This window comes from Photorhabdus machadonis (assembly GCF_052657765.1).
The window spans coordinates 2,611,968-2,634,376 of the sequence record NZ_CP199761.1 but is presented as its reverse complement, the minus strand read 5'-3'; the positions used below and the strand labels follow the sequence as shown (position 1 = coordinate 2,634,376).

The window sequence follows — 22,409 nt, the reverse complement described above, 5'->3', positions numbered from 1 at the left end:
CCCCTGTTTATTAACTTAATCGGGTTGCGCCGGTACGAGTATCAAACGTTAAGTTCAGCTCAATAAATTCCGCCGGTATAAGCAGAGCCAGTTTGATTTTCATGATCATTTTCCCAGCCAGCACATCCGCTTCACTCATTGATTCGTCAACACCGAGTAATATGTCAAATGCCCGCTCTTCCTGGGTACCTGACAGTCCACCTTTTAACCATAACTGATGCAGCCAGTTGTAAGTTTGGCCCTTAAGTTTCATCCAGGTGATCGGATTATTGGGTTCGAAAACAAAGGCTCGGCCCAGTCGGGTTATATGAGCTTCAATATAGGAGACCAGACGGCGAATTTGGATATAGCGCCAAGGGGTGTCAGGTGTGTTGTCCAGAGTTCGACATCCCCAGATTTTAATCCCTTTGCCCGGAAAACTGCGAATCAGATTCAGCGGGATGTCGTCATCCCGATTAAAGAGTGCATCAGCTTCAATAAAAGAGCGTACCGGGCTAACCACTTTGGCTAAAGCCACATTAGCAGGGGCGGTCCATATGCCTTTCTGATTATCGTGATTCTGGATGACAGCAGCGACCGCCGCAGTAGGCGAAAGGATGATATGTTCACCACTTTCTTGGTATGCACTTTTTAGTCCCGGCCAGTATAACGCTCCCCATTGCCGATCATTTGAAGAAAATTGCGCTAAACATTTAGCCGCCAATGCTGGGTCATCAGGAGCATCCAGCAATCCCATGATGCCACGCCGACTTTTACCAAGATCAAACACTGACTGCCAGAATTGTAACCAAAGATCTATGGTGGCATCAGGCTCCCCCTCCTGATTAAAGCGGACAATATCAGGGACCACAATCAGTGTGATAGTACTCTCTGCGGCAATGGCCTGTTTAATCCATTCTTGTTGTAGCCTCGTGATCAATGACTGAAAATCTTTTAATTGCTCATCAGGCCCCAGTGGCAATACATAAGCTTGTTGACCACCGTTTTCAAAAAAGTGACGCACTGAGTAGTACATTAATCCTGACTCTCGAAATTTCAGGGTAAAATGGGTCAGACTGTTTATTTTGACGGCGGTTTTATCACTGATATGGTTGTTTTTAGCAGGTTGAGTACAACCAATAAAAACGGGTATACCGATGAATGCATCATCTTGCTTCTGGGATATCAGGTTTTCCGTTACTGTGATACCCGGCTGTTTTATCTCCATGATCGTTTCCTCAACAGAACAGGCGCGGCAAACCGCGCCTCAGTATGGTTACTGTGCTACTTTTTGCGAAAATTGCAGGATGATAAATTCAGCCGGACGTACTGCCGCCATACCCACTTTGACGATCATTTTTCCTTGTTTAATATCGGTGTCAGACATGGTGACTCCTTGACCAATTTGGACAAAATAGGCTTCTTGGGGACTACTGCCGACCAGTGCCCCTTGTTGCCAGAGTCGATGGAGATAGTTGTCAATGGCTGACCGCACCCGCTCCCAGGTTGGTTGGCTATTGGGTTCAAAAACAGCAAATCGCATTGCCTGTTTGATATCCCGTTCTGCCGCATTAAATAAACGCCGTACCGGAATATAGCGCCAGTTGTCATCATCTTTCAGGGTACGCGCACCCCAAATCAGTGTACCTTTGCCGGTAAAGTGACGAATAGCATTAATACCGGCTGTATTCATCGTGCTTTGATCGTTGTCGGTAATTACCACAGCAGGTTTCGCATTATTTAATGCTACATTGGCAGGCGCTTTCCAGACCCCCCGACTGGCATCGGTTGCCGCATAAGCGCCTGCAACTGCGGCGCTTGGGGGTAAGATGATTTTAGTCGCTTTAAATACGTCATCGACAGCTTTTTTAGCTTTGACATATTCCTCTGGCGAAGCTGTTTTCAATGTTTCCAGATTAGCTGATGGATCCTCATAACCACTCAGAGCAATATTAGCATCCGCTGGCTGGTTATAAGTAAAAGAGGTCTCTAAGTAAGGATAATAAACAGCGGTTTTATCGGGCTGTGTCGTTGGTTTATCTACCCCATTGGTACTATCAGCAATCAGGAAATAACCCACTTTGTCTTTTAACAGAGAATTTACTCCACTGTAAACTTCCTGTTTTTGACTAGGTGCTAACGTTTCATCCGTTTCAGGGCAGAGCAGTAAGGTGATCTCCTGCTGTTTTTCTATCAAATCCGGCAGAGTTGCTAATTCATATTTTACCGCCTCAGCAGTTTTTACTGCTGTAGCCGCTTTTTTTACTTTCGGAGCATCAATTGCCGCTGCCGCGACCAATGGCAGCAGATAACAAACACCACCGCCATTATTAAAATAATGCTGCACAGCAAAAGCACTGAAAGAAGTGGCCGTGACAGTGGCAACATAGGTATAGGTTTTTTTAACGTCCTTATCTACTAAAGTACCACCACCACTTTTAGCATTTTTCTGACTGCTTTTGAGCGGCTTAACAACAGTCTCTGCGTTTATTTCTCTCTTTTCTTCTGCCTTTTCTTCTGCCTTTTCTTCTGCCTTTTCTTCTATTTTTTCCTCTGTCTTTTCTTCTGTAGCCTGTATTGACACTATAAAAGATGAAGATAATGAAAACAGCGATATAAACTCTAACCAACTGGTGATTTTAATACAGCTACCCTGTTCTATTTGGCTCCCGTCTTTTTTGAAAAACTTACCAATAAAAACCGGAATAGCCGTTGGGCTGATGCTAATTGATAACGATAGCGAAGCATCTTCTTCAATATAAACACCGGGTGTAGTATATGCGACAGACGGCATTATGACTTCCTCATTCAATTTAGATGATTAGCAACTATATAAGCAGACCACAATTGTTTATCGGGCTTGCCCAATTGACTGGCTAAACTGCAAAATAATAAATTCGGCTGGGCGAACAGCAGCCATACCAATTTTGACGATCATTTTTCCCTGTTTAATATCGTCATCGGTCATGGTGGTACCTTTGCCGATTTGAACAAAATAAGCCTGTTCAGCTTTATTTCCCACCAATCCGCCTTGTTGCCAAAGGGAATAAAGATAATTATCAATAGCGCGACGCACCGCTTCCCAGGTGGGCTGGCTGTTAGGTTCAAAGACCGCGAAGCTCATAGCATTTTTAATGTCCCGCTCTGCGCTATTAAACAGGCGGCGAACCGGGATATAGCGCCAATTATCATTATCCTCAAGCGTACGGGCACCCCAAACCAATGTGCCGCTCTTAGGAAAGGTGCGGATCATATTCAGCGCCTTACCTTGATTATATTCCCCTTGCAGATCGTCAGTCACCAGATGTTTAGGTTGTAATCCACCTTGAATAGCCACGTTAGCCGGTGCTTGCCAAACACCCCGGCTGTTATCGACACTGGCATAGATACCCGCCATCACTGCGCTGGGAGGAATATCAACTTTGGCTTTTTTATTTCCCCATTCAGCGGTCAGCCAAGGATAATAAACCGCGCCATAAGGAGTAGGGGAATAAGATTCGAGGAGTTCGTCTGGTTTTTGCTCCGAAGTTATTTGATCTTTTGGACCATCAAAAATGGCGAATAATCCTTTGCCCGGTTTACAAAGTTCTCCCGTAGCCTCATTGATGTCTTCTCCGGCGGCAACCAGCAATGTGACATCGTCAAGTTTTGGAACCTGTTCTGCTAAATTTTGAGTTTTGACGAGATAGCCATATCCACCACCGTTAATAAAATAGGCGCGCAATGAAATATCAAGCTTATCACCAGAATCAAATGGGCTGCCTTTTCGTGTCAGATATTCCAACCAGCTATTAACGCGAAGAGAGGTACCCGCTGATACAAATGAATTGCCATCTTCGACAGCAAAAACAGGTACCGCCGTTGCACTTGAACGAATAGAGAGTGCCAATGAGGCATCTTCTTCAATATAGACACCCGGATAAGTGGTATCAGTTGTCATAATATTAACCTTTTAAAAGCACTGAATTGACATGCCAAGATATTCGTGGCGTCAACCAAACAGTGTATTAATGGAATTCCACAGTAACCCGATCGGCTTTCAAACTGATTTCCTGTACCGCAACCTCATTACTGGAAGCATCAAAGCTGGGCGCCGTCAATTTTTCTGGGAAAGCATTAGAAATATTCCAGGTAATTAGCAGGCTTGAACCTGTTTCATCAGTCAAGCTGATAGATATATCTTTCTTTTCTATCTGATTAAGAGAAATAGAATTAATCCAATCGTATAATTTAGATTGCCCTTTAAAAATACCGCGTTTCAAGGTAATCGTTGGTCTCTGACGCTGACCAGGCATTTGTAACCAGTTACCCATTCCATCACGATATTCAATTGTGTCATAGCTGATATCTAATCCCGATACGCTTTGAAAAGACATCTGTTCATCACCAACAGCAACGACAAAACGGTAAGTGGGAATGGGGTATTGAACAGCAATTTGCTCGGCAGTTGTAGACATTGTTATTTCCTTCTAAGGAGTTAATTACATTTATACCCTTCACTTTTCAAGTTACTGCTTTGTTGGCTGCTTTCACTTACCGCCGCGCTGCAACTTGAAATCTATTGGGTATATAAGCTGGGTTAGAATACTCATCATTATCATTTCAGGTACGCTACCGCCCTTAGGTATCATGCCTAATTCCCTAATTCTGGTATATCCGCCTGGCTTTATATTTATACATCCACATCCTCATTAATGAATGAGGCAATCTAACGACCTAACGACGACCAATGACTAACTCAGTTAATAGTGATAAACATCAGTTAATAGTGATAAACATCACGTTGGAGTTATTCATGGCTAAATAACCACGCGACCACACCTAAATAAAAGTTAAAAATAAAAAATAATTATTTTAATTTATATTTTTCCTATAAATTCAATACCATACCAAAACACCATTCAATTGATTGGGTTATTATGCATGATGACTTATTCACTCATTAATCCCTAAAAAGTTCTTATCTATATTATGAATTATGAAAATCCCCTCTGTTTCCCAAGTAGATAGATAACTCACCAAAAATATAAACAAAACTGATAAAAAATTATCATTAATTTTATTTCTTAATAAGAAACATAAAAATAACCTACATGACAAAATAAAATAAAAAATTTTAAATCATTTATTTTCTTGCATTACTCATGCAGAAATTATATAAATTTTAACAGGCATAAGCCTATTTGAGCTCTCCTAGCTATGACGAATAGACAAACACTAAACAGAGGCAGAGAATGCGTTATGCTGAAAATAACTAGAGATGTTTATTTAGACTGTGACTCAAACAAAATAATCCATGGTAAAAGTATATTTGTCATTACGGAAAAAGAGAAACGCCTGCTACTCGCACTGTGGGAACATGCATCGCAAGGGAATACGTTAAACCGGGAGCAACTCATCCCTTTGGTTTGGCCTGAACGCAAAAATGGTGTAGCAGAAACCAATCTACTGCAATTGATCTGTAAATTACGCCGAACATTACGCTATTGTGACCTGGGTGAAGCAATCCATACCGTATACCGACAAGGCTATCGTTTTATCCTGCCATTTCAGGATAATGAACAAAATGATAGTCAGTCAAAAGATGCCCAATTATCCACAGATACAACCCCAAAGCCGTCTTATTGGCGTTTCACTAGGCTTATTATTATGTTCATTACGGCAAGCATCTGGCTATCGACTATCCTATATACCGCCCCTTTTCTGGCTAAGAAATAATGATGACTTTTATTTGCAGATCGGTTAATTCTCCGTCAATGGCGGTAAATTAAAGTTATCAACTCTCCTCCGCGGCTCACGCCTACAATTGATGGGCCGCTTTAATAAGAAAAGATCATGACTCATCACTATGAGAAAACACGCCCACCATTAATAGCATTGCGATTATTTGTTTTTTCATTGATGTAATTCCTTGGTCATTAAATAGAGCACTGCGCTCCCCTCAGGTAATTGATTAATGACGATATGATCGCTATTTGTCAGGTGAATTGCTTCTGTCAGCATAGCTGATGTCGAAAATACAGACAGCGGCCCTGGCTGGCCAAAAGAGTGATCGATTAAATGAATCGGGTTCTCTGGAGAGAAATTGAGTGAATTATCATAACTGTAAATCATCAACTCAGTCCGCACCTTATCAGTGATACCCGTTACCCAGAGGTGTTTCATGTTCTTTTTATCAATACGGTTATATTCAAATAATACATGCAAATCTTTTATTATTTCTCCCGGTAACGAAGGTAAAGGCCGCCCCATGCCAGCAAGAATGTTTAACTTCTTTTGAGTAGCAAATTTTGTGGATGAGAATAGTTGAGCAGACACAAATTCACTGTACGCCTCTCTGTCATCCTTGGCAGGCCAAAGCTGCAATGCGATAACCATTATCAGCCCCTCAAAAGTCGCCTCATTATATAACTTATCGATCTCATCCCGGTTCGCTATGTGTACCCGTTGTACTTTCCAGTGTTGACCAATCAATTCCTGATCGCGAGACAAATCGATAGCAGGGGATTCTGCGAGATAAACCTTGCGCAAAAAGTAGCGATAGCCCGGATTCTGTTTTTCAAAATCCTGATCAATTTTATCCAATAATTGCGGGATATCTCTTGATGGCGAAAATAATGCACGTCCTCTATGAGGAAAAGCAGGAATATCTTTCGAATCACCTAATAGTGATGCCATGCCTTGTTGTTCAGGCGTCAAAATAATATTACCGACCACAGCCAGTTGTTTTCTGCTCCATTGCTGCCATTGGAAACGGGTTTCAGCACTGGCCTCTTCCCAAGCATACGCTGCCGCGCAATATTGCTCATAGCGATTTAACACCGCACCGAATAACATCAGCCATACCAAAAAGGAAGGTAAACTGCTATAAAGCGCCGCATGAACGAAATCGGTCGTGTCTTTTAGAAAAGCATAAACGAGTGTGCCGGCAACCAGTATTAAAAGCAAAATGACAAACCATATTTTATAGCGTAAAGGCGCTACTGGTTTAAGTTCAGGTATTTCAGGAATAGGCCAGCTCATGATAATGACTCAATATGGTTATGGAACGTAGGACTTAAAATATAGCAAGCGCAATCATCCATCATAATCGGATTAATACCTTGCCTCTTTTTAGTGCAAGAAATAAATTCAATCATATTCAACCTCTGCTTAGTTCATTACTTTTGAAAGCACCCGGCCTTTTACGAAAGGTACTCGTTACCGTATCCCAAAATGTAATCAGCTCATCTCCGGTATAGGGTGCCGGAGGTAACTGATAATTCATTAACATAATACCAACATAGGGATTCTTATAATCTCCTGCGGTTTCATTCGCAATAAAATCAAATTGATATCGAGGATTATTGTCAAAGGGTTGCAAACCGATTGCTAATAATTCTTCCGCATGAATACCGTTTACTTCCCGTTTTCCTTTTCTGGCTATTCCGCCACGGTTAGCATGTAAATCCTTTTCAATTTCACCAACACGTCCAAGCAAAGTACTGTCTCCTGTAAGGTTATTAATGATTTCAACGCTGAACGTGAAATGATCATCCTTATTTCCCTGATAGACAAAGGTCATCCTCTCTTTCTCACTGCGACTACCACTACCGGCAATAAATCCGTCAGGGATGCAGGTTCCCGCCACTGTCGGGATTTCTGTATCTTTTCTGCCGCTGATTCGGGAAAGCAGTCTTCTCATTTTCTCCAGGGTTTGATACAACTGATTATATTCCCTTTCAGAAAATCCGTGCTTTATATAAAAATTTCTATCTTCTTTATACTTATCATCTGATAATTCCATAAATTCCATTATTACAGTAAAAGCAACTCCATTATTATACAAATGCGCTTCTAATACTCGGGCAAAACCAGGAACACCCGTACTTTTATTCCTGTCAAAAATTACACCTTCCATATTATCTTGCAGACGATAGACTTTTTTTAAGAAAGGCATATCTTTCGGCTCAACATATTGAGTCGTCTTTAATTCCTGCTCTCTTGCCTCTATCCGATATTCAAATTCAGGTGGATACAAACGTTCCGTTTCTATTGTCGCATCACCAATAAATATCCCATCATGGATAATATTGCCAAATGCTGCGGGGATATCAATCAGATAACGGCCCACACAACGGGTCTGCATATTGGCTAACATTTCAGTTGTCACTTGCTTTTCCTTCTCAGTTAAACTGGGGTGATAAGGATCAGGGAAATACCACCGCCACAGGGCATAAATAGCCAACACAAACAATAAAATAAGGAAGATATTTTTCTTATTCAATCTTCACCGCCTGAACCATCTTCACAATTGAACGCAGAGTAAATAATTGGGCTTTCTCCTCTTTATATGCCCCTTCATGGTCGACATCCGTTGCCAACTGGCTACGCAATCTTCTGGTTGGAATACGGCCAGCCTGTTCCGGTACGGTACCATCTCCTTTCTCCTTTGGGGGTGCCAACTTAAAAGTTTTCGCGGCAACATCCTGAAAAGAAGGCCCGACAGAAAACTGAACCATACGTGTTGTGCCGGTTTCCAAATCAAAAGGATCATATAACGGTTGATTAAATGTCATGCCGGAATAATCTTCCGTTTTATTGTAATAATTTTTACTGACTTCTTTCCAAGAAATAACTCCATACGATAGATGTTTTTCGCTGGCACCATAAAAGGCATAAGTATTAGGATGGTATTTACCACTCAACTCTTCAATAAATGGCTTAACTGTATTATTCATTGATTTCAAATAATTACTCCAGCTTTCTTTATTTTTCCATTTATCTTTTTTATCCGGATTTAGAAACCGGATTTCACATAATCCCCACCATCGCTCCTCTTCCAGATAAATTTCCTCATAAGGGTCGGATTCCGGCAGCTTGTGCATGATTTTACCATCGGCGATATGTAACCAACCTTTACCATACGCCTTTCCCGGCAAGAGCTGTAAAGGACCGGGAGACTGTGCTAATACTGGAGTCATCTCTGTACCATTACTGCCGATAACCAGCCCAGTTATGCCATCTTCACCGGTTTTCATCCTCTTATAAGTCATGGGTGAACCCGTATCAGGCATAACGCCATGCACGATACCTAAAATTTTATCCCGCCCACCCAACTTTTCTGAATAATGGCGGGCCACTAACCCCCCCATTGAGTGAGTGACTAAAATAACCTTATTTGCTGCACAACGTTTACCGTAGAAGGCTAAAACTTTATCAACATATTTCGCCAGCTTTTTAGCGGAATCCGCATTGGATTGCAGCCAGTTATAACCCATCACGTGAACCGGGTACATAAAACGATAACTGTGTCCAACCTCTTCCGTTGTCAATGGTTCTTCACCCCACTCAGCCCCCAAATTCTGACCGATCAATTGTTGACGAGCAGTCTTCTTTCCCTGTCCTTCCATGCGATACTCAAACACCAGACGCTCATCATCCAGCACCAGTTGAAGCCAAGGCAAAAAATGACCATAGCTCAGATAGGCCACTTCTCCCCAACCACGTTGGTGGCGATCAGGGAATTTCCTCCCTTCGGCAATGTAATTATTTATTGCTCCCGAATCGTAAATATCGGTGTTCTTAGGATCTAACGTTTCTTTCCTATAAGAAGCGCTCTTTGATATCCAACTTGCAACACCAAGCTGAGAATTTACCAACCAAACCGGAACACCATCTTTCGATTTTAAATTACTCCCCATTACCCCCGGCAGGAAAATCACCGGGATTACCTTACTCGCGTATTTCAAACAAACTGCTATCAGGTTTTCTTCCGTTCTGGCATTAGGTACGTTGTAGTACGGACGACCACACTCATCATATTCAGGATGAAGATAAATTTTATTTTCTTTTTCTTCTTCTTTTTCAATCGGTTTATCCATTATCTACTCCTTAATCTTCTATTGCATTAGTAATGGGATGAGTTGTTTTTGGATAAGGTTATTCCCTTAACGAGGGTCTACAGAAGCCAATATATAAATAACATGGAAAACATAACATATCAAAAAAACCCAAACAATATGAAATTTATTTTCATGAAAGATTTCATTGATTATTAATTTCAGTAGCAATTTTTCCGTTTTATACTTTAATAAATTAAAAATTCAATGATGCACTCTTGTTATTCCACCGACTTTCATTAAATATATTATTTTAAATTTCAATAAGTTATATTAAAAATTCAATTTAAAATTGTAATTTTATTGATTTCTATCATTGCCATGCTCTCATCCATTTAGCAAGTAATCTGAATATCATTTTCCTTAATACGAAAGAGAATTAATCTCAATTACGCTATATTTAACTAAACGATACTTAAACAACATCGTTCATAAACCTCATAATCAATGGCATTTTTAGGAATATTATTAGTGATCTCCTAATGAAGGTTTAATTATAAAAAGATGGATCAATGAGGATTAACACGCAAAAAAGAATTACCTATATTCAAAGTAAATCCAGCATTGATGAGAGGATGAGTTGTCAGTCTGACATTACCAATTAATGAATAAAGTAACTTTACGGTGTTAAATAAATTCATAAGTAAACGGAACTATTTACCTTGTTAAACAGTCATAACCTTATCTATAGGCTTCTACAATTAAGAATAGAAAAAGATGTTAAAACAACTCATCTCCACCAGCCTGATTTTTAGTTTACTGTCAACTGCTGCATTAGCAGCAAAACCACAAAATTATCTCTACACTTCATCTGATAACCTCAACCAGCTACATGAATTACTGGAACGTCAGGACATTAATGGCGTGTAAATTGTTTATAACTGGAAACAATTGGAGAGTGCGCCGGGAAAATATGATTTTTCCGCGATCGAAAAAGATCTGATGCTGCTTAATAGGATCCAAAAGAAGTTGTTTATCCAGATTCAGAATCGCTTTTTTGAGAAGGATGCCCGCTATATCCCATTTTATCTTCAACAGAATTCAAAATATCAAGGCGGTTTAGTTGCGCAGGTTGATAATCCCGGTGAAAATAAAGAGCAGGGTTATGGCTGGGTTGCTATTCAAAACATCCTACGTGGTGCAATACGTTAACTTCTGGCCATGTGAACGGAATAACGATCATCAATACATATCCCGGCGATTTAATTTCGCGTCGAAAAATAAGATCGGCCTGGGTGGTCCTGATATCGTGCCATATCAATCCGCACAGATGAAAAACACCTATCCCTTTTTCAACCGTTACAAAGGTAAGCTGGATTTGGTCGCGATGGCGGTCCAGGAACCAACTCTGACCTATACTAACCAAAAACCCTTCACTCAGGAGAAATTTGCTGATTTCGCTGAAAACTACCGGGGGAGAACATCATTTTTTGGAGCACTGCAACGCCGTGGCTAAAACAATAAAACAAGGTTGTGGTAAACACGTCAGAGGATGAGTATCACCAGAAAAGGCTGTAGCCGTCCCTGAAAGCCTGAAGCCGGGAGAACCCCGGCTTAGAAATCATGTATCACCCATCTCAATGAATACATGGCACTCACATGCAGAATGCTTTGCACTTCGAACAAAGTTCGAATTAAGTAAAGCGAAATAACAACGTAGTGCTTGCAACGTGTTAGTCCAAAAGGCGAGGAAACAGTCTATCTTTCCCTGCCACCATAAAAAATTATTCTGGGTATAACAAAAAATAATAAATATAAATTTATCATCTGAGTACAGTGAAAACTTTCTATCATCATCTCCGCAAAACAACAACGCGGAGCTTACAATAATCTACTCCGCGTACAATAAATTTAACTCATATCATTTACTGAATCGATAAAACGATTAAGTACACTTGAATGTGATTTAGACTTATAAATATAACATTGATTTGCTGCACCCAGTTTTTCAATAGGAACAAAACTTAAAGCATCACCTCCTTCCAATTCATCAGGATGAGAATCTGTAATGAAAATATAGTCTCTTGAATAAATGAAATTCATGCAGCACCCCATATTATCCATCTGGCGCATATTCACTTTCCCACCACTTTGAATAACTTCTTCTTCCAGGTTTTTAATGAAACTGCTTTTATAAAGTACAGGATCACACAACCAAGTATTGTTTTTTAGCAATTGCATTACATCACCACCAGCAATATCCAATAACTCTTTTCGGCAGCAAATTCCCAATTCTGGTCCTTTTATTTTGCGAATAAGACTAAAACGGTCACTTAGTATCTTTTCTGAACTCATAATGAGCGTGTTGCCGTCATAATCCACTATTTCTTCAATGTTATCATAACTAAACCGGAATATATTTACTTGGGAGCTATTTCTGTCAGCTGCCTTATATAAATAAATTAGGTGTTTGTTTTTCCCCCAATCGTAATAAATATTAACTATGTTACATATACTACCACTGATATGTTTTTTAGTTATTTCTTTTTCTTGTAAATAAAGATCTTTAAGATCATTATATAATTCCAAACCATCTTTAGTCAGACTCATCCCAAATTTCTCCCTTTTGAAAAGGCGCTTCCCTAATGTTGCTTCGAAGTCTTTGATTGATTTAGCTACTGGAGGAGTTGTTCGGTTCATCACTCTTGCCGCTTTACTTAAAGAACCATTTTCCACCACTGCCATGAATGCTTCTAATTTACGAGAAAAAAACATAATTCACCGTTCCTATATAACTTGTGGCTAAAATAATTTCTTTGAAATAACCTTCACCAAATGACAGCTAAATCAGTTCGATACTGTGAAGGCGTAAATTTTGTACAAAAAAACAAATACTTCTCAAACATATACCACATAAAAAAAGCTTATGTTCAATACATAGGTGGCTCAATAAACTCTATTATTCATGTTTATCATGGTTCAAAAATTAATCTCAACCAATCAACCATTAGAAAATATAAACATTACTAACGAGCTCAATTTTCTATCAAAGATTAGGATAGGGTTCTACATTTTTCAGTAATCAATTTTTGTAACACTAGAGATAAAAACGGTCTAACCGCAGTGTTTTCTCACCACAAATTATTATATTTTTCACAATTAATTATAATATAGGGGTTCCGTGACTATTTCGTCCTGACCATTGTCAATAGTTACTTTTTAAAATCCATCTGTTATTATTGTTCTTGTGTCTTTTTACTGGATGGCTGTAAAAGATGAAATTTATCTCTTTTAATATTAATGGATTACGTGCCCGCCCCCATCAGTTAGCTGCGATCGTCGAGCAACATCAACCCGATGTTATCGGCCTACAGGAAACAAAAGTCCATGATGAAGCATTTCCTTTAGAAGAAGTTAGGAAACTTGGCTATCATGTGTTTTATTACGGTCAGAAAGCCCATTACGGCGTTGCACTGTTAACACGCCAGGCTCCTCTTGCTGTGCGCCGTGGTTTTCTTGGGGACGATAAAGATGCCCAACGCCGTATTATCATGGCAGATATGGAAACCCCACACGGGCTATTGACAGTCATTAATGGTTATTTTCCACAGGGAGAAAGCCGTGACCATCCAGTGAAATTTCCTGCAAAAGAGAAATTTTATCGGGACCTGCAAAGCTATTTGGAGCAAAATTTATCGCCTCAATCGCAAGTAATTATCATGGGGGATATGAATATCAGTCCGGCGGATCTGGATATCGGCATTGGTGAGAACAACCAAAAACGCTGGTTAAAAACAGGTAAATGTTCTTTCCTGCCAGAAGAGAGAGAGTGGATGGATCGCCTGAAAAGTTGGGGTCTGGTCGATACATTCAGGAATTTGAATCCTGAATGTAACGATCAATTTTCTTGGTTTGATTATCGTTCAAAAGGGTTTGATGATAATCGCGGGCTACGTATAGATTTACTTCTTGCGAGTCAACCCTTGATGGAGCGCTGTATTGCGACAGGTATTGATTATAAAATCCGTGAAATGGAAAAACCGTCAGATCATGCGCCTGTCTGGGTAGAATTTGAAATGTGATATTCTGTTAACGCCGAATATCAATCATTTCTTTTAAAATAACGTAGCAACTGCGCCCTACGGCGCAGTTGCTTTAGCTTTTTTTGTTGATTTTGTTTTTTTCCCTTTTTTCTCTTTAACCGGAACTGGGGGCAAATCACGAAAAGCTTTTAAATTACGGTTCTGTTTAGCCTGCCAAATTAATTGCTGTAATGTCTCCTCAAGTGGTCCCATGAAATCTTGATAGCGGAACTGTTTTTCGCTGATTTGCGTTAACCGGGACTCCCAATGGGCGGTCATATCCGGTAAAGCGGCCATATCCGGTAATACATGGATGAGCGCCCTACCCGCAGGCGTTGCATGAATATGACGCCCTTTTTTATAAAGAAACTCCCGTTTAAACAACAGTTCGATAATGCCGGCACGGGTTGCTTCAGTACCCAGCCCATCTGTTGCGCGAAGGACTTTCTTCAATTCCTTATCCTGCACAAAACGGGCAATCCCCGTCATAGCCGAAAGGATAGTTGCATCAGTAAATGGCTTTGGCGGTTGAGTTTGGCGTTCTACCACCTCTCCTCTTTCACACAATAATTCATCACCTTTAGCAACAACCGGTAATGGTGTACCATCGTTTTCTTCGTCACGCTCTTTATTGCCAAGCAATGTTCTCCAACCTGCCTCAGCAAGAAAACGCGCTTTAGCAATAAATTTGCCACCGGCAATTTCCAATTCAATAATACATTTACGGAATATGGAATCTGGGAAAAATTGCATCAAATATTGTCTGGCAATCAAACCATAAATATTAGCCTCGTTGTCTGTCAGATTTATATGGTTACTTCGTGCCGTAGGAATAATTGCATGATGAGCATCAACCTTTTTATCATCCCAGCAACGATTTTTCCTGTCGGTTTCCAGTAATGCTTGTGGCAGCAGATTTGTTGTATGAACAGATATTGCATTAAGCACCGAATGACGCCCGGCAAAATGTTCTTCTGGCAAATAACGGCAATCAGAACGGGGATAAGTAATCAGCTTATGCGTTTCATACAATCGCTGACAAATATCCAACACTTGTTGTGCATTCAGACCAAAACGTTTAGCAGCTTCAATCTGTAACGAAGATAATGAAAACGGCAAGGGAGCTACTTCAGATTCCCGTTTATCCTGATAGGATGCCACATAGGCCGGTTGGCCGGTGATTCTGGCAACAACATGTTCAGCCAGAGGCCGGTGTATCAATCGCCCTTCTTCATCCAGAAAATCAATACAAGATTCACTTGGTTGCCAGAGCGCAGTAAAACGCTCATCCTTTGGCGTCACAATATGCGCTTTCACCTCAAAGAAATCTTTTGATACAAAATGCTCAATCTCTTCGTCCCGGCGAACCACTAACCCCAGCACAGGCGTCTGAACCCGCCCGACAGATAATACGCCCTGATACCCCGCATTGCGTCCAAGCAAGGTATAAGCCCGGGTCATGTTAATACCATACAACCAATCAGCTCTGGATCTAGCGAGAGCGGAAACACATAGCGGGATAAAATCCCGGTTATCCCTTAATCTGTCAATAGCTCTGGTAACCGCTTGTGGGTTTAGATCACTTATCAGGCAACGGCGAACATTTTTTCGCTTTTCACCATCCAATTTCAAAAAATCCAGAACCTCATCCACCAGTAGCTGCCCTTCACGATCCGGGTCACCCGCATGGACCACTTCATCTGCTTTTTCCAGCAATTCCCGGATGACGTTGAGCTGTTTCGCCACAGAAGGCCGCGGTTTTAACTGCCATTTCTCAGGAATGATGGGAAGATCAACCAGTGACCAACGGGCAAAGCGACTGTCATAAGCATCAGGTTCCGCCTGCTCCAGTAAGTGCCCAATACACCAAGTCACAAACTGGTTATTTCCACAAGCAATAAAGCCATCACCACGGCGATGCGGTTTCGGTAAAACATCAGCAATCGCCCTGGCCAAGCTTGGTTTTTCTGCAATAAAAAGCCGCATGGATATTATTCATTAACCTCAATCAGCACTCTGCCTGACTGTTGCTCAGACAACTCACCCATTGCTGTCAGTTCAATGCCATGACATTGTGCAATCACTTTCACTTCATCTACCGCTTCTGGCAGAACGGCCAGCAACAGGCCGCCTGATGTCTGCGGATCACATAACAGATTACGCTGAAACGCTGTCATTTCACCAATAAGATGACCATAACTGTCAAAATTACGCCTGGTGCCCCCCGGAACACACCCTTTTTCAATATAGGATCCCACTTCCGGCAGTTTAGGCATTTTTGCAAAATGGAGAGTTGCCCGAACCCCCGAACCTTGACAAATTTCACTCAAATGCCCTAACAGACCAAACCCGGTCACATCAGTCATTGCGGTAACACCCGCCACTTCGGCAAGATCAGTCCCCAATTTATTTAAGCGGCACATGGTTGCTATCGCGACATCCTGATGCTCAGGTAATAACAGGCTTTTTTTCTCCGCTGTGGTCAATACCCCAATGCCAAGCGGCTTTGTCAGAAATAGCTGGCTACCGGCTTTCGCTGCACTGTTCCGTTTTACCCGATCAATATTAACGATACCGGTTACAGCCAGGCCAAAAATAGGCTCAGGCGCATCAATAGAGTGCCCTCCCGCCAGTGAAATTCCCGCGTCTTTACAAACAGCCCGGCCACCTTCAATCACCTTACGGGCAATTTCCGGGGCTAATTTATCCATCGGCCATCCCAGGATCGCTATCGCCATAATGGGCTTACCGCCCATTGCATAAATATCGCTGATCGCATTTGTCGCGGCAATCCGTCCAAAATCAAACGGATCATCAACGATCGGCATAAAGAAATCGGTCGTACTGATGATGCCCGTACCATTGCCAATATCATAAACCGCCGCATCATCACGCGTTTCATTACCTACCAGTAAGTGAGGATCAAGAAATTTTTCCTGCTCACTATGCAGAATGGTTTCCAAAACTTTCGGTGAAATTTTACAGCCGCACCCAGCACCATGACTGTACTGGGTAAGACGAACTTCTGTTGACATAACAGACTCCGGTCAGAAGTAGCTGACAAAATTAGTCATATCCGGCGTGGCAACGTTGCCTGGCGCTTTCAAAACAGGCGTTCCAAGGTAGAGAAAACCTACTACCTTGTCATGCTCATGACAACCCAGACCAGTACGCACCGTATCATCATCAGTCCATGAACCGGTACGCCAGATACCACCAAACCCTTGCGCCAACGCCGCCATTTGCATCGCGTGCACAGCACAACCGGCAGAAACCACTTGTTCCCATTCCGGTATCTTGGAATTCTCCATTACCTTTGCAATAACAGCGATAATTAATGGTGCACGATAAGGCGCACTTTTGGCTTTTTCTTCCGCGTCAACACCCAGATTACTGTCAACAGCAGCTTGGTGAAGTAATTGGCTAAACCGATCAATCCCCTCATCCTGCATGACAATAAAGTGCCACGGCCGTAATGCGCCATGATCAGGCGCTCTCATGCCAGCGGCCAGAATATTCTGTAATGCTTCACCCTGAGGTGCCGGTGTCGTTAAACGTGATGCTGAACGTCGGTTCAACAAGAGTTCCAATGCATTCATATTTTTTCTCCTGAATAAGCTATTTTGTTATAAGCTAACATTTTCTGTTTATTTGTTAACGAATAAAAGCCCAAAAGCGGCCTTTTCGGACAATTTGACACTATTTGAAGCTGACATTTATATGTCTGGTCATTAGGATAGCCCTACTTGATCCTATCTTTGGAGATGATATGCGTATTTTATGGAAGTGGGTCGCAAGATTATTTAAATGGAGTTGGCGACTACTGAATTTTGTTCGGGAAGTCATTTCAAACCTGATTTTTATTCTGCTTATCTTGGTGATTGTTGGGGGCTTTATGCTTTATCAACAGCCCAATAAAGCAGTAGATAGTTATCAGGGAGCCCTGTATGTCAATCTCACCGGTGTTGTTGTGGATCAGGTTTCCAGCCGTAACCCATTGAATCAATTGGGACGTGAACTGTTTGGTTCATCCGGCAATAAATTACAGGAAAATTCTCTGTTTGATATTGTGGATACCATTCGTCAGGCAAAAACCGATGACAAAATCACAGGTCTGGTACTGAAACTTGACGATTTCATCGGCGCTGACCAGCCATCGATGCAGTATATCGGTAAAGCGATTAATGAATTTAAAACCTCAGGCAAACCCGTTTACGCGATCAGTGATAACTACAACCAGCCGCAATATTATCTGGCCACGTTTGCCGATAAAATTTATCTGTCACCACAAGGTGCGGTTGGTCTTTATGGCTATTCGACCAATAACCTCTATTACAAATCCCTGCTGGAGTCACTGAAAGTCACCACACATATTTTCCGGGTCGGGACGTATAAATCAGCCGTAGAACCGGTTATGCGCGATGATATGTCTCCGGCGGCACGGGAAGCTGACAGCCGTTGGATCAACGGTCTTTGGCACAACTACCTCAATACTATCGCCGCTAACCGCAAACTTTCTGTTCATCAGGTATTCCCAGGCGCGGATGAGATGATTGCCGGCCTGCGTGCTGTCGGTGGAGACAATGCCCAATATGCACTTAAACGCAAACTGGTCGATTATGTCGCTCCACGCAATATCATTGAAAGTGAAATGACAAAAACCTTTGGCTGGGATGAAAAAAACCGACATTTCAATGCCATCAGTATTTATGATTACGCACCACAATTGCTGGCGAACAAATCATCATCCAAGGGCAATATTGCCGTTATCATAGCGCAGGGCACGATCGTTGATGGGCAACAGGTTCCAGGAATGGTTGGCGGTGATACAACCGCCGCTCAGATCCGTCAAGCACGTTTGGATGATAATATCAAAGCCGTTATTCTGCGGGTAAACAGCCCTGGCGGCAGCGTTAGCGCTTCCGATGTTATCCGCACCGAGCTGGCAGCTCTGCGTGCAGCGAATAAGCCAGTCGTTGTTTCTATGGGTGGAATGGCGGCATCTGGTGGTTACTGGATCTCCACTCCCGCCAATTACATTATCGCAAACCAAAGTACATTGACCGGTTCTATTGGTATCTTCGGTGTCATCACCACGTATGAAAACAGTCTGGATCATATTGGTATCCACACTGACGGCGTTTCCACGACACCACTGGCAGGTATTTCTATCACTAAAGGGCTCAGTAAAGAGTTCTCAGAGCTGATGCAGCTTAATATTGAGAACGGCTATAAGAACTTTATCGGTCTTGTTGCTGACTCACGCAATAAGACATCAGAAGAGGTCGATAAAATTGCTCAAGGACATGTGTGGATTGGAAATGATGCTAAAACCAATGGATTGGTCGACCAATTAGGTGATTTCGACGACGCGGTTGCCAAAGCGGCTGAATTGGCAAAACTGAATAAGCCAGAACTTGATTGGATGCAGCCGGAAATGTCATTCAGTGAGTTGCTGATGAGCCAGCTGACGGCAACCACTCAAGCTATCGTACCGGAAGCGCTTCAGGCATGGCTGCCTGCGCCAATGACACAGGTCGCTCAGGCAGTAAAACAGCAAGCTGAGTTCTATCGCCATTTGAATGATCCACAAAATCGTTATGCGTTCTGTTTAAATTGCGGAGATATTCGCTAAAAAACCATCATAACGCATGACATTAGCAGAAACATGCCGCTGGAATTCCCCGGTATGATTCTGCTGGTCACTTAATTAATGGCGTTTTTAGCCTGACAGATACCCTGTCAGGCTTTTTTTATTTTGTAATACTCCTATAATTCAGCTGATCTTTTTACGAGGCACAGTCATGCAGAAGAAATCTATTTATGTCGTCTATACGGGCGGAACAATTGGGATGCAACGCTCATCTCAGGGATATATTCCCGTTTCAGGGCATTTACAGCGCCAGCTCACCAAAATGCCTGAATTCCACCGGTCTGAAATGCCGACATTCACCATCCGTGAACATCAACCACTGATTGATTCTTCTGATATGACGCCAGAAGACTGGCAACTTATCGCTGATGATATCCGGCAAAATTACGATGATTATGATGGTTTCGTGATCCTGCATGGCACGGACACGATGGCATTTACCGCATCCGCGCTCTCTTTTATGTTTGAAAATCTGGGTAAGCCGGTGATTGTGACAGGATCACAAATTCCACTGGAAGCACTGCGCTCTGACGGGCAGACAAACTTGTTGAATGCGCTTTACCTTGCCGCTAACTATCCCGTAAACGAGGTCAGCCTGTTTTTCAATAATAAATTGTTCCGTGGGAATCGAACGGTCAAAGCACATGCAGACGGTTTCGATGCTTTTGCCTCACCAAACTGTTCCCCATTGATGGAAGCAGGTATTAACATCAAAACCTTCAATGCGTGTCCGGCCCCTGCCAGCCACGGCGAATTTATCACTCATCAGATCACCCCACAGCCCATTGGCGTGATAACCATTTATCCCGGCCTTTCCAGTCAGATTGTGAATAATATTTTAATGCAACCGGTTAAAGCCTTAATCCTGCGCTCATATGGCGTCGGCAACGCGCCACAGCATCCTGAATTATTGAAAGAGCTAAAACAGGCAACAGAGAGAGGGATTGTGGTTGTCAATCTGACCCAGTGCATTTCTGGCAGGGTAAACATGGATGGTTACGCAACCGGTCATGCTCTGGCTGAAACCGGTGTTATCAGTGGTTACGATATGACCTTTGAAGCAACGTTAACTAAGTTGCACTATTTACTCAGTCAACCCTATAGCAGTGAAAAAATTCGTTATTTCATGCAACAAAATTTACGTGGTGAATTAAGTTATGCCGACAAATAATCTGGGAAAGAGATGAAAACAGCCCTATTACTTATTGACCTACAGAACGATTTCTGTACCGGCGGTGCGTTAGCCGTAAAAGAGAGTGAGCACGTCATTGATGTTGCAAATCAGGCAATTGATATCTGTCTAAAACACAATATCAGCATTATTGCCACCCAAGACTGGCACCCTGCTGAACATATGAGCTTCGCAGTAAACTCCGGTCAGAAAATCGGGGATATCGGTATATTGAACGGTATTCCGCAAGTGTGGTGGCCAGAACACTGTGTTCAGGGGCAGCATGGCGCTGATTTCCATCCACAACTGAACAAGCAGGCCATTATTGAGATTTTCTACAAAGGCGAAAATCCACAAATCGACAGCTACAGTGCTTTCTTTGACAACGGCCATCAAAGCAAAACCCGGCTTGACAACTGGTTGCAAACAGAGAAAATTGAGCGCCTGTTTATTATTGGTATCGCCACTGATTATTGTGTGAAGTTTACCGCGCTGGATGCACTGGCATTAGGTTATGAAACCTGGGTAATTGCTGATGGTTGCCGGGGGGTTAATCTCAGTCCAGGCGACAGCCAATCCGCACTCAAAGAGATAAACGCGCAAGGTGCGATACTGATAGAACTTACCCAACTAGAAAGCGCCCTTTTCTGATACTAATCAAGGCCAGGCTGAGTTTAACAAACTCAGCCTTTTCATATCCATCTTGCGAAGATTACGGCTTGAATGTCGCCACCATTTCAGACTGAAAGGCCGCTTTCAGTTCTTGTTTACTCTTCATCACCAACTGACCATCAGTACCGATGGTCATATGTTCAGGTTCATGGTTATGCCTTGCTTGCCACAGCATAATCATTTGCAGGCTATTCTCTTTCTGCTCTACAGTTAAAGGAACACCATCCTGCCATTTACCCAGTTCAACTGCCTGAACCAAGCGTTGATATATCTCTGGTGTCATTACTGATAACAGATCATCCAGTTCCATTGATATTTCCTCATTATTTTCCAGAATTAGCTGAAACGATTTTTCTTACATAAATTAACGGCAATGCCGGCAATAATAAAATGCTTAACCTACTGTTTTCTCATCTGTATTTTCATCAGTGAAACTTAGCGCAGCCGAATTGATACAAAAACGTTCTCCTGTCGGTTTCGGGCCATCAGGGAACACATGCCCCAAATGAGCGTCACAATGGCGGCAACGAACTTCAATACGCTGCATATTATGACTATTATCATCAAGATACAGCACCGCATCATCACTGACAGGCTGGTAAAAACTCGGCCAACCGCAGCCCGAATCAAATTTAGTATTGGACAGAAATAACGGCTGCCCACAGCACAGACAATGATACATGCCACTTTTTTTATTATGTAACAATTTCCCCGAAAATGGCGGTTCCGTCCCGGCATTCTGGGTCACATGCCGCTGAATATCAGTAAGTTCTGTATAAAGGGAAACATCAGGATTCTTAGCCATAACGACCACCTTAATAAGACTCATGTTTTCAATAAAATCAAATGATAATAACAAAAGATTAACATTACATCAGTGGAATCTATTTTAAGCGGTTAACTGAAGATGTTTATCCTACTATATTGTGATGTGACTCGCATATCTAACCGATTAACTTTCAATATCTGTCGGTGCCCCGATAATGATGAGCTAATCGATTGCTGGTACCGTATAGCAAGCGTCTGAATGG

Annotated in this window: 21 protein-coding genes; 8 read left to right on the top strand and 13 right to left on the bottom strand. The window is 42.1% G+C overall.

The features are described from left to right. Positions 1–10 precede the first annotated feature (10 nt). The 4 genes from ACUN2T_RS12555 to ACUN2T_RS12540 form a co-directional block, all read right to left on the bottom strand. On the bottom strand, positions 11–1,207 hold the full coding sequence (locus tag ACUN2T_RS12555; RefSeq protein ID WP_445497743.1) for a phage tail sheath C-terminal domain-containing protein: 1,197 nt from the start codon (positions 1,205–1,207) through the stop codon (positions 11–13). A gap of 48 nt (positions 1,208–1,255) precedes the next feature. Continuing rightward, entirely contained in the window at positions 1,256–2,773 is a 1,518-nt protein-coding gene (locus tag ACUN2T_RS12550; protein ID WP_445497742.1) for a phage tail sheath family protein, read from the bottom strand. 57 nt (positions 2,774–2,830) lie between these two features. After that, entirely contained in the window at positions 2,831–3,919 is a 1,089-nt protein-coding gene (locus ACUN2T_RS12545; protein WP_445497741.1) for a phage tail sheath family protein, read from the bottom strand. A 67-nt stretch (positions 3,920–3,986) separates the two neighbouring features. Beyond that, complete coding sequence (locus ACUN2T_RS12540; RefSeq protein WP_445497740.1) at positions 3,987–4,436, bottom strand: phage tail protein; 450 nt, start codon at positions 4,434–4,436, stop codon at positions 3,987–3,989. A 784-nt stretch (positions 4,437–5,220) separates the two neighbouring features. On the opposite strand from ACUN2T_RS12540, the gene ACUN2T_RS12535 reads away from it, so the two are divergent. After that, complete coding sequence (locus ACUN2T_RS12535; RefSeq protein ID WP_445497739.1) at positions 5,221–5,697, top strand: winged helix-turn-helix domain-containing protein; 477 nt, start codon at positions 5,221–5,223, stop codon at positions 5,695–5,697. Positions 5,698–5,874: 177 nt separating this feature from the next. Here ACUN2T_RS12535 and ACUN2T_RS12530 read toward each other — a convergent pair whose 3' ends face one another. From ACUN2T_RS12530 to ACUN2T_RS12520, 3 genes are all read right to left on the bottom strand, one after another. Then, a complete protein-coding gene (locus tag ACUN2T_RS12530; protein ID WP_445497738.1) occupies positions 5,875–7,002 on the bottom strand; it encodes a hypothetical protein in 1,128 nt (375 codons plus the stop codon). Between the two features lie 118 nt (positions 7,003–7,120). After that, positions 7,121–8,245: a T6SS immunity protein Tli4 family protein gene (locus tag ACUN2T_RS12525; RefSeq protein ID WP_445497737.1), complete on the bottom strand. Its 1,125-nt coding sequence runs from the start codon at positions 8,243–8,245 to the stop codon at positions 7,121–7,123. After that, positions 8,238–9,842 (bottom strand): esterase/lipase family protein, encoded by a 1,605-nt coding sequence (locus tag ACUN2T_RS12520; protein ID WP_445497736.1) that lies wholly within the window; start codon positions 9,840–9,842, stop codon positions 8,238–8,240. Before ACUN2T_RS12520 ends, ACUN2T_RS12525 begins: the two co-directional genes overlap by 8 nt. Before the next feature lie 735 nt (positions 9,843–10,577). On the opposite strand from ACUN2T_RS12520, the gene ACUN2T_RS12515 reads away from it, so the two are divergent. From ACUN2T_RS12515 to ACUN2T_RS12505, 3 genes are read left to right on the top strand one after another with little or no spacing between them, the layout of a single operon-like run. After that, positions 10,578–10,730 carry a hypothetical protein gene (locus ACUN2T_RS12515; RefSeq protein WP_445497735.1) on the top strand — a complete coding sequence of 51 codons (153 nt, stop codon included), beginning with the start codon at positions 10,578–10,580 and terminating at the stop codon, positions 10,728–10,730. A 21-nt stretch (positions 10,731–10,751) separates the two neighbouring features. Beyond that, positions 10,752–11,012, top strand: coding sequence for a hypothetical protein (locus ACUN2T_RS12510; RefSeq protein ID WP_445497734.1), 261 nt, complete (start codon positions 10,752–10,754; stop codon positions 11,010–11,012). Then, positions 10,966–11,316 (top strand): hypothetical protein, encoded by a 351-nt coding sequence (locus ACUN2T_RS12505; RefSeq protein ID WP_445497733.1) that lies wholly within the window; start codon positions 10,966–10,968, stop codon positions 11,314–11,316. Before ACUN2T_RS12510 ends, ACUN2T_RS12505 begins: the two co-directional genes overlap by 47 nt. Before the next feature lie 395 nt (positions 11,317–11,711). On the opposite strand, the gene ACUN2T_RS12500 is transcribed toward ACUN2T_RS12505, so the two are convergent. Further along, the gene (locus ACUN2T_RS12500; protein ID WP_445497732.1) at positions 11,712–12,575 is read right to left on the bottom strand and encodes a helix-turn-helix domain-containing protein; all 864 of its coding nucleotides are present in this window, start codon (positions 12,573–12,575) and stop codon (positions 11,712–11,714) included. Between the two features lie 500 nt (positions 12,576–13,075). Here ACUN2T_RS12500 and xthA point away from each other — a divergent pair, with 500 nt between their 5' ends. After that, complete coding sequence (gene xthA, locus ACUN2T_RS12495) at positions 13,076–13,882, top strand: exodeoxyribonuclease III (protein ID WP_445497731.1); 807 nt, start codon at positions 13,076–13,078, stop codon at positions 13,880–13,882. A 57-nt stretch (positions 13,883–13,939) separates the two neighbouring features. Here xthA and ACUN2T_RS12490 read toward each other — a convergent pair whose 3' ends face one another. The 3 genes from ACUN2T_RS12490 to ACUN2T_RS12480 are packed head-to-tail and all read right to left on the bottom strand — an operon-like array spanning position 13,940 to position 17,481. After that, positions 13,940–15,868, bottom strand: a complete 1,929-nt coding sequence (locus tag ACUN2T_RS12490) for a DNA topoisomerase III (protein WP_445497730.1) — start codon at positions 15,866–15,868, stop codon at positions 13,940–13,942. Between the two features lie 5 nt (positions 15,869–15,873). Then, positions 15,874–16,917 (bottom strand): selenide, water dikinase SelD, encoded by a 1,044-nt coding sequence (selD, locus tag ACUN2T_RS12485; protein WP_445497729.1) that lies wholly within the window; start codon positions 16,915–16,917, stop codon positions 15,874–15,876. A gap of 12 nt (positions 16,918–16,929) precedes the next feature. Then, the gene (locus ACUN2T_RS12480; RefSeq protein ID WP_445497728.1) at positions 16,930–17,481 is read right to left on the bottom strand and encodes an NAD(P)H nitroreductase; all 552 of its coding nucleotides are present in this window, start codon (positions 17,479–17,481) and stop codon (positions 16,930–16,932) included. Between the two features lie 170 nt (positions 17,482–17,651). Here ACUN2T_RS12480 and sppA point away from each other — a divergent pair, with 170 nt between their 5' ends. From sppA to pncA, 3 genes are all read left to right on the top strand, one after another. Further along, entirely contained in the window at positions 17,652–19,517 is a 1,866-nt protein-coding gene (gene sppA / locus ACUN2T_RS12475; RefSeq protein ID WP_445497727.1) for a signal peptide peptidase SppA, read from the top strand. A 169-nt stretch (positions 19,518–19,686) separates the two neighbouring features. Continuing rightward, positions 19,687–20,706, top strand: coding sequence for an asparaginase (gene ansA, locus ACUN2T_RS12470; protein WP_445497726.1), 1,020 nt, complete (start codon positions 19,687–19,689; stop codon positions 20,704–20,706). A gap of 12 nt (positions 20,707–20,718) precedes the next feature. After that, on the top strand, positions 20,719–21,357 hold the full coding sequence (gene pncA / locus ACUN2T_RS12465; protein WP_445497725.1) for a bifunctional nicotinamidase/pyrazinamidase: 639 nt from the start codon (positions 20,719–20,721) through the stop codon (positions 21,355–21,357). A gap of 61 nt (positions 21,358–21,418) precedes the next feature. Here the strand turns inward: pncA and ACUN2T_RS12460 are convergent, their stop codons facing one another. Next, positions 21,419–21,688, bottom strand: a complete 270-nt coding sequence (locus ACUN2T_RS12460; protein ID WP_133812892.1) for a YeaC family protein — start codon at positions 21,686–21,688, stop codon at positions 21,419–21,421. Positions 21,689–21,772: 84 nt separating this feature from the next. Beyond that, positions 21,773–22,183, bottom strand: a complete 411-nt coding sequence (msrB, locus tag ACUN2T_RS12455) for a peptide-methionine (R)-S-oxide reductase MsrB (protein WP_445497724.1) — start codon at positions 22,181–22,183, stop codon at positions 21,773–21,775. Positions 22,184–22,409 lie beyond the last annotated feature (226 nt).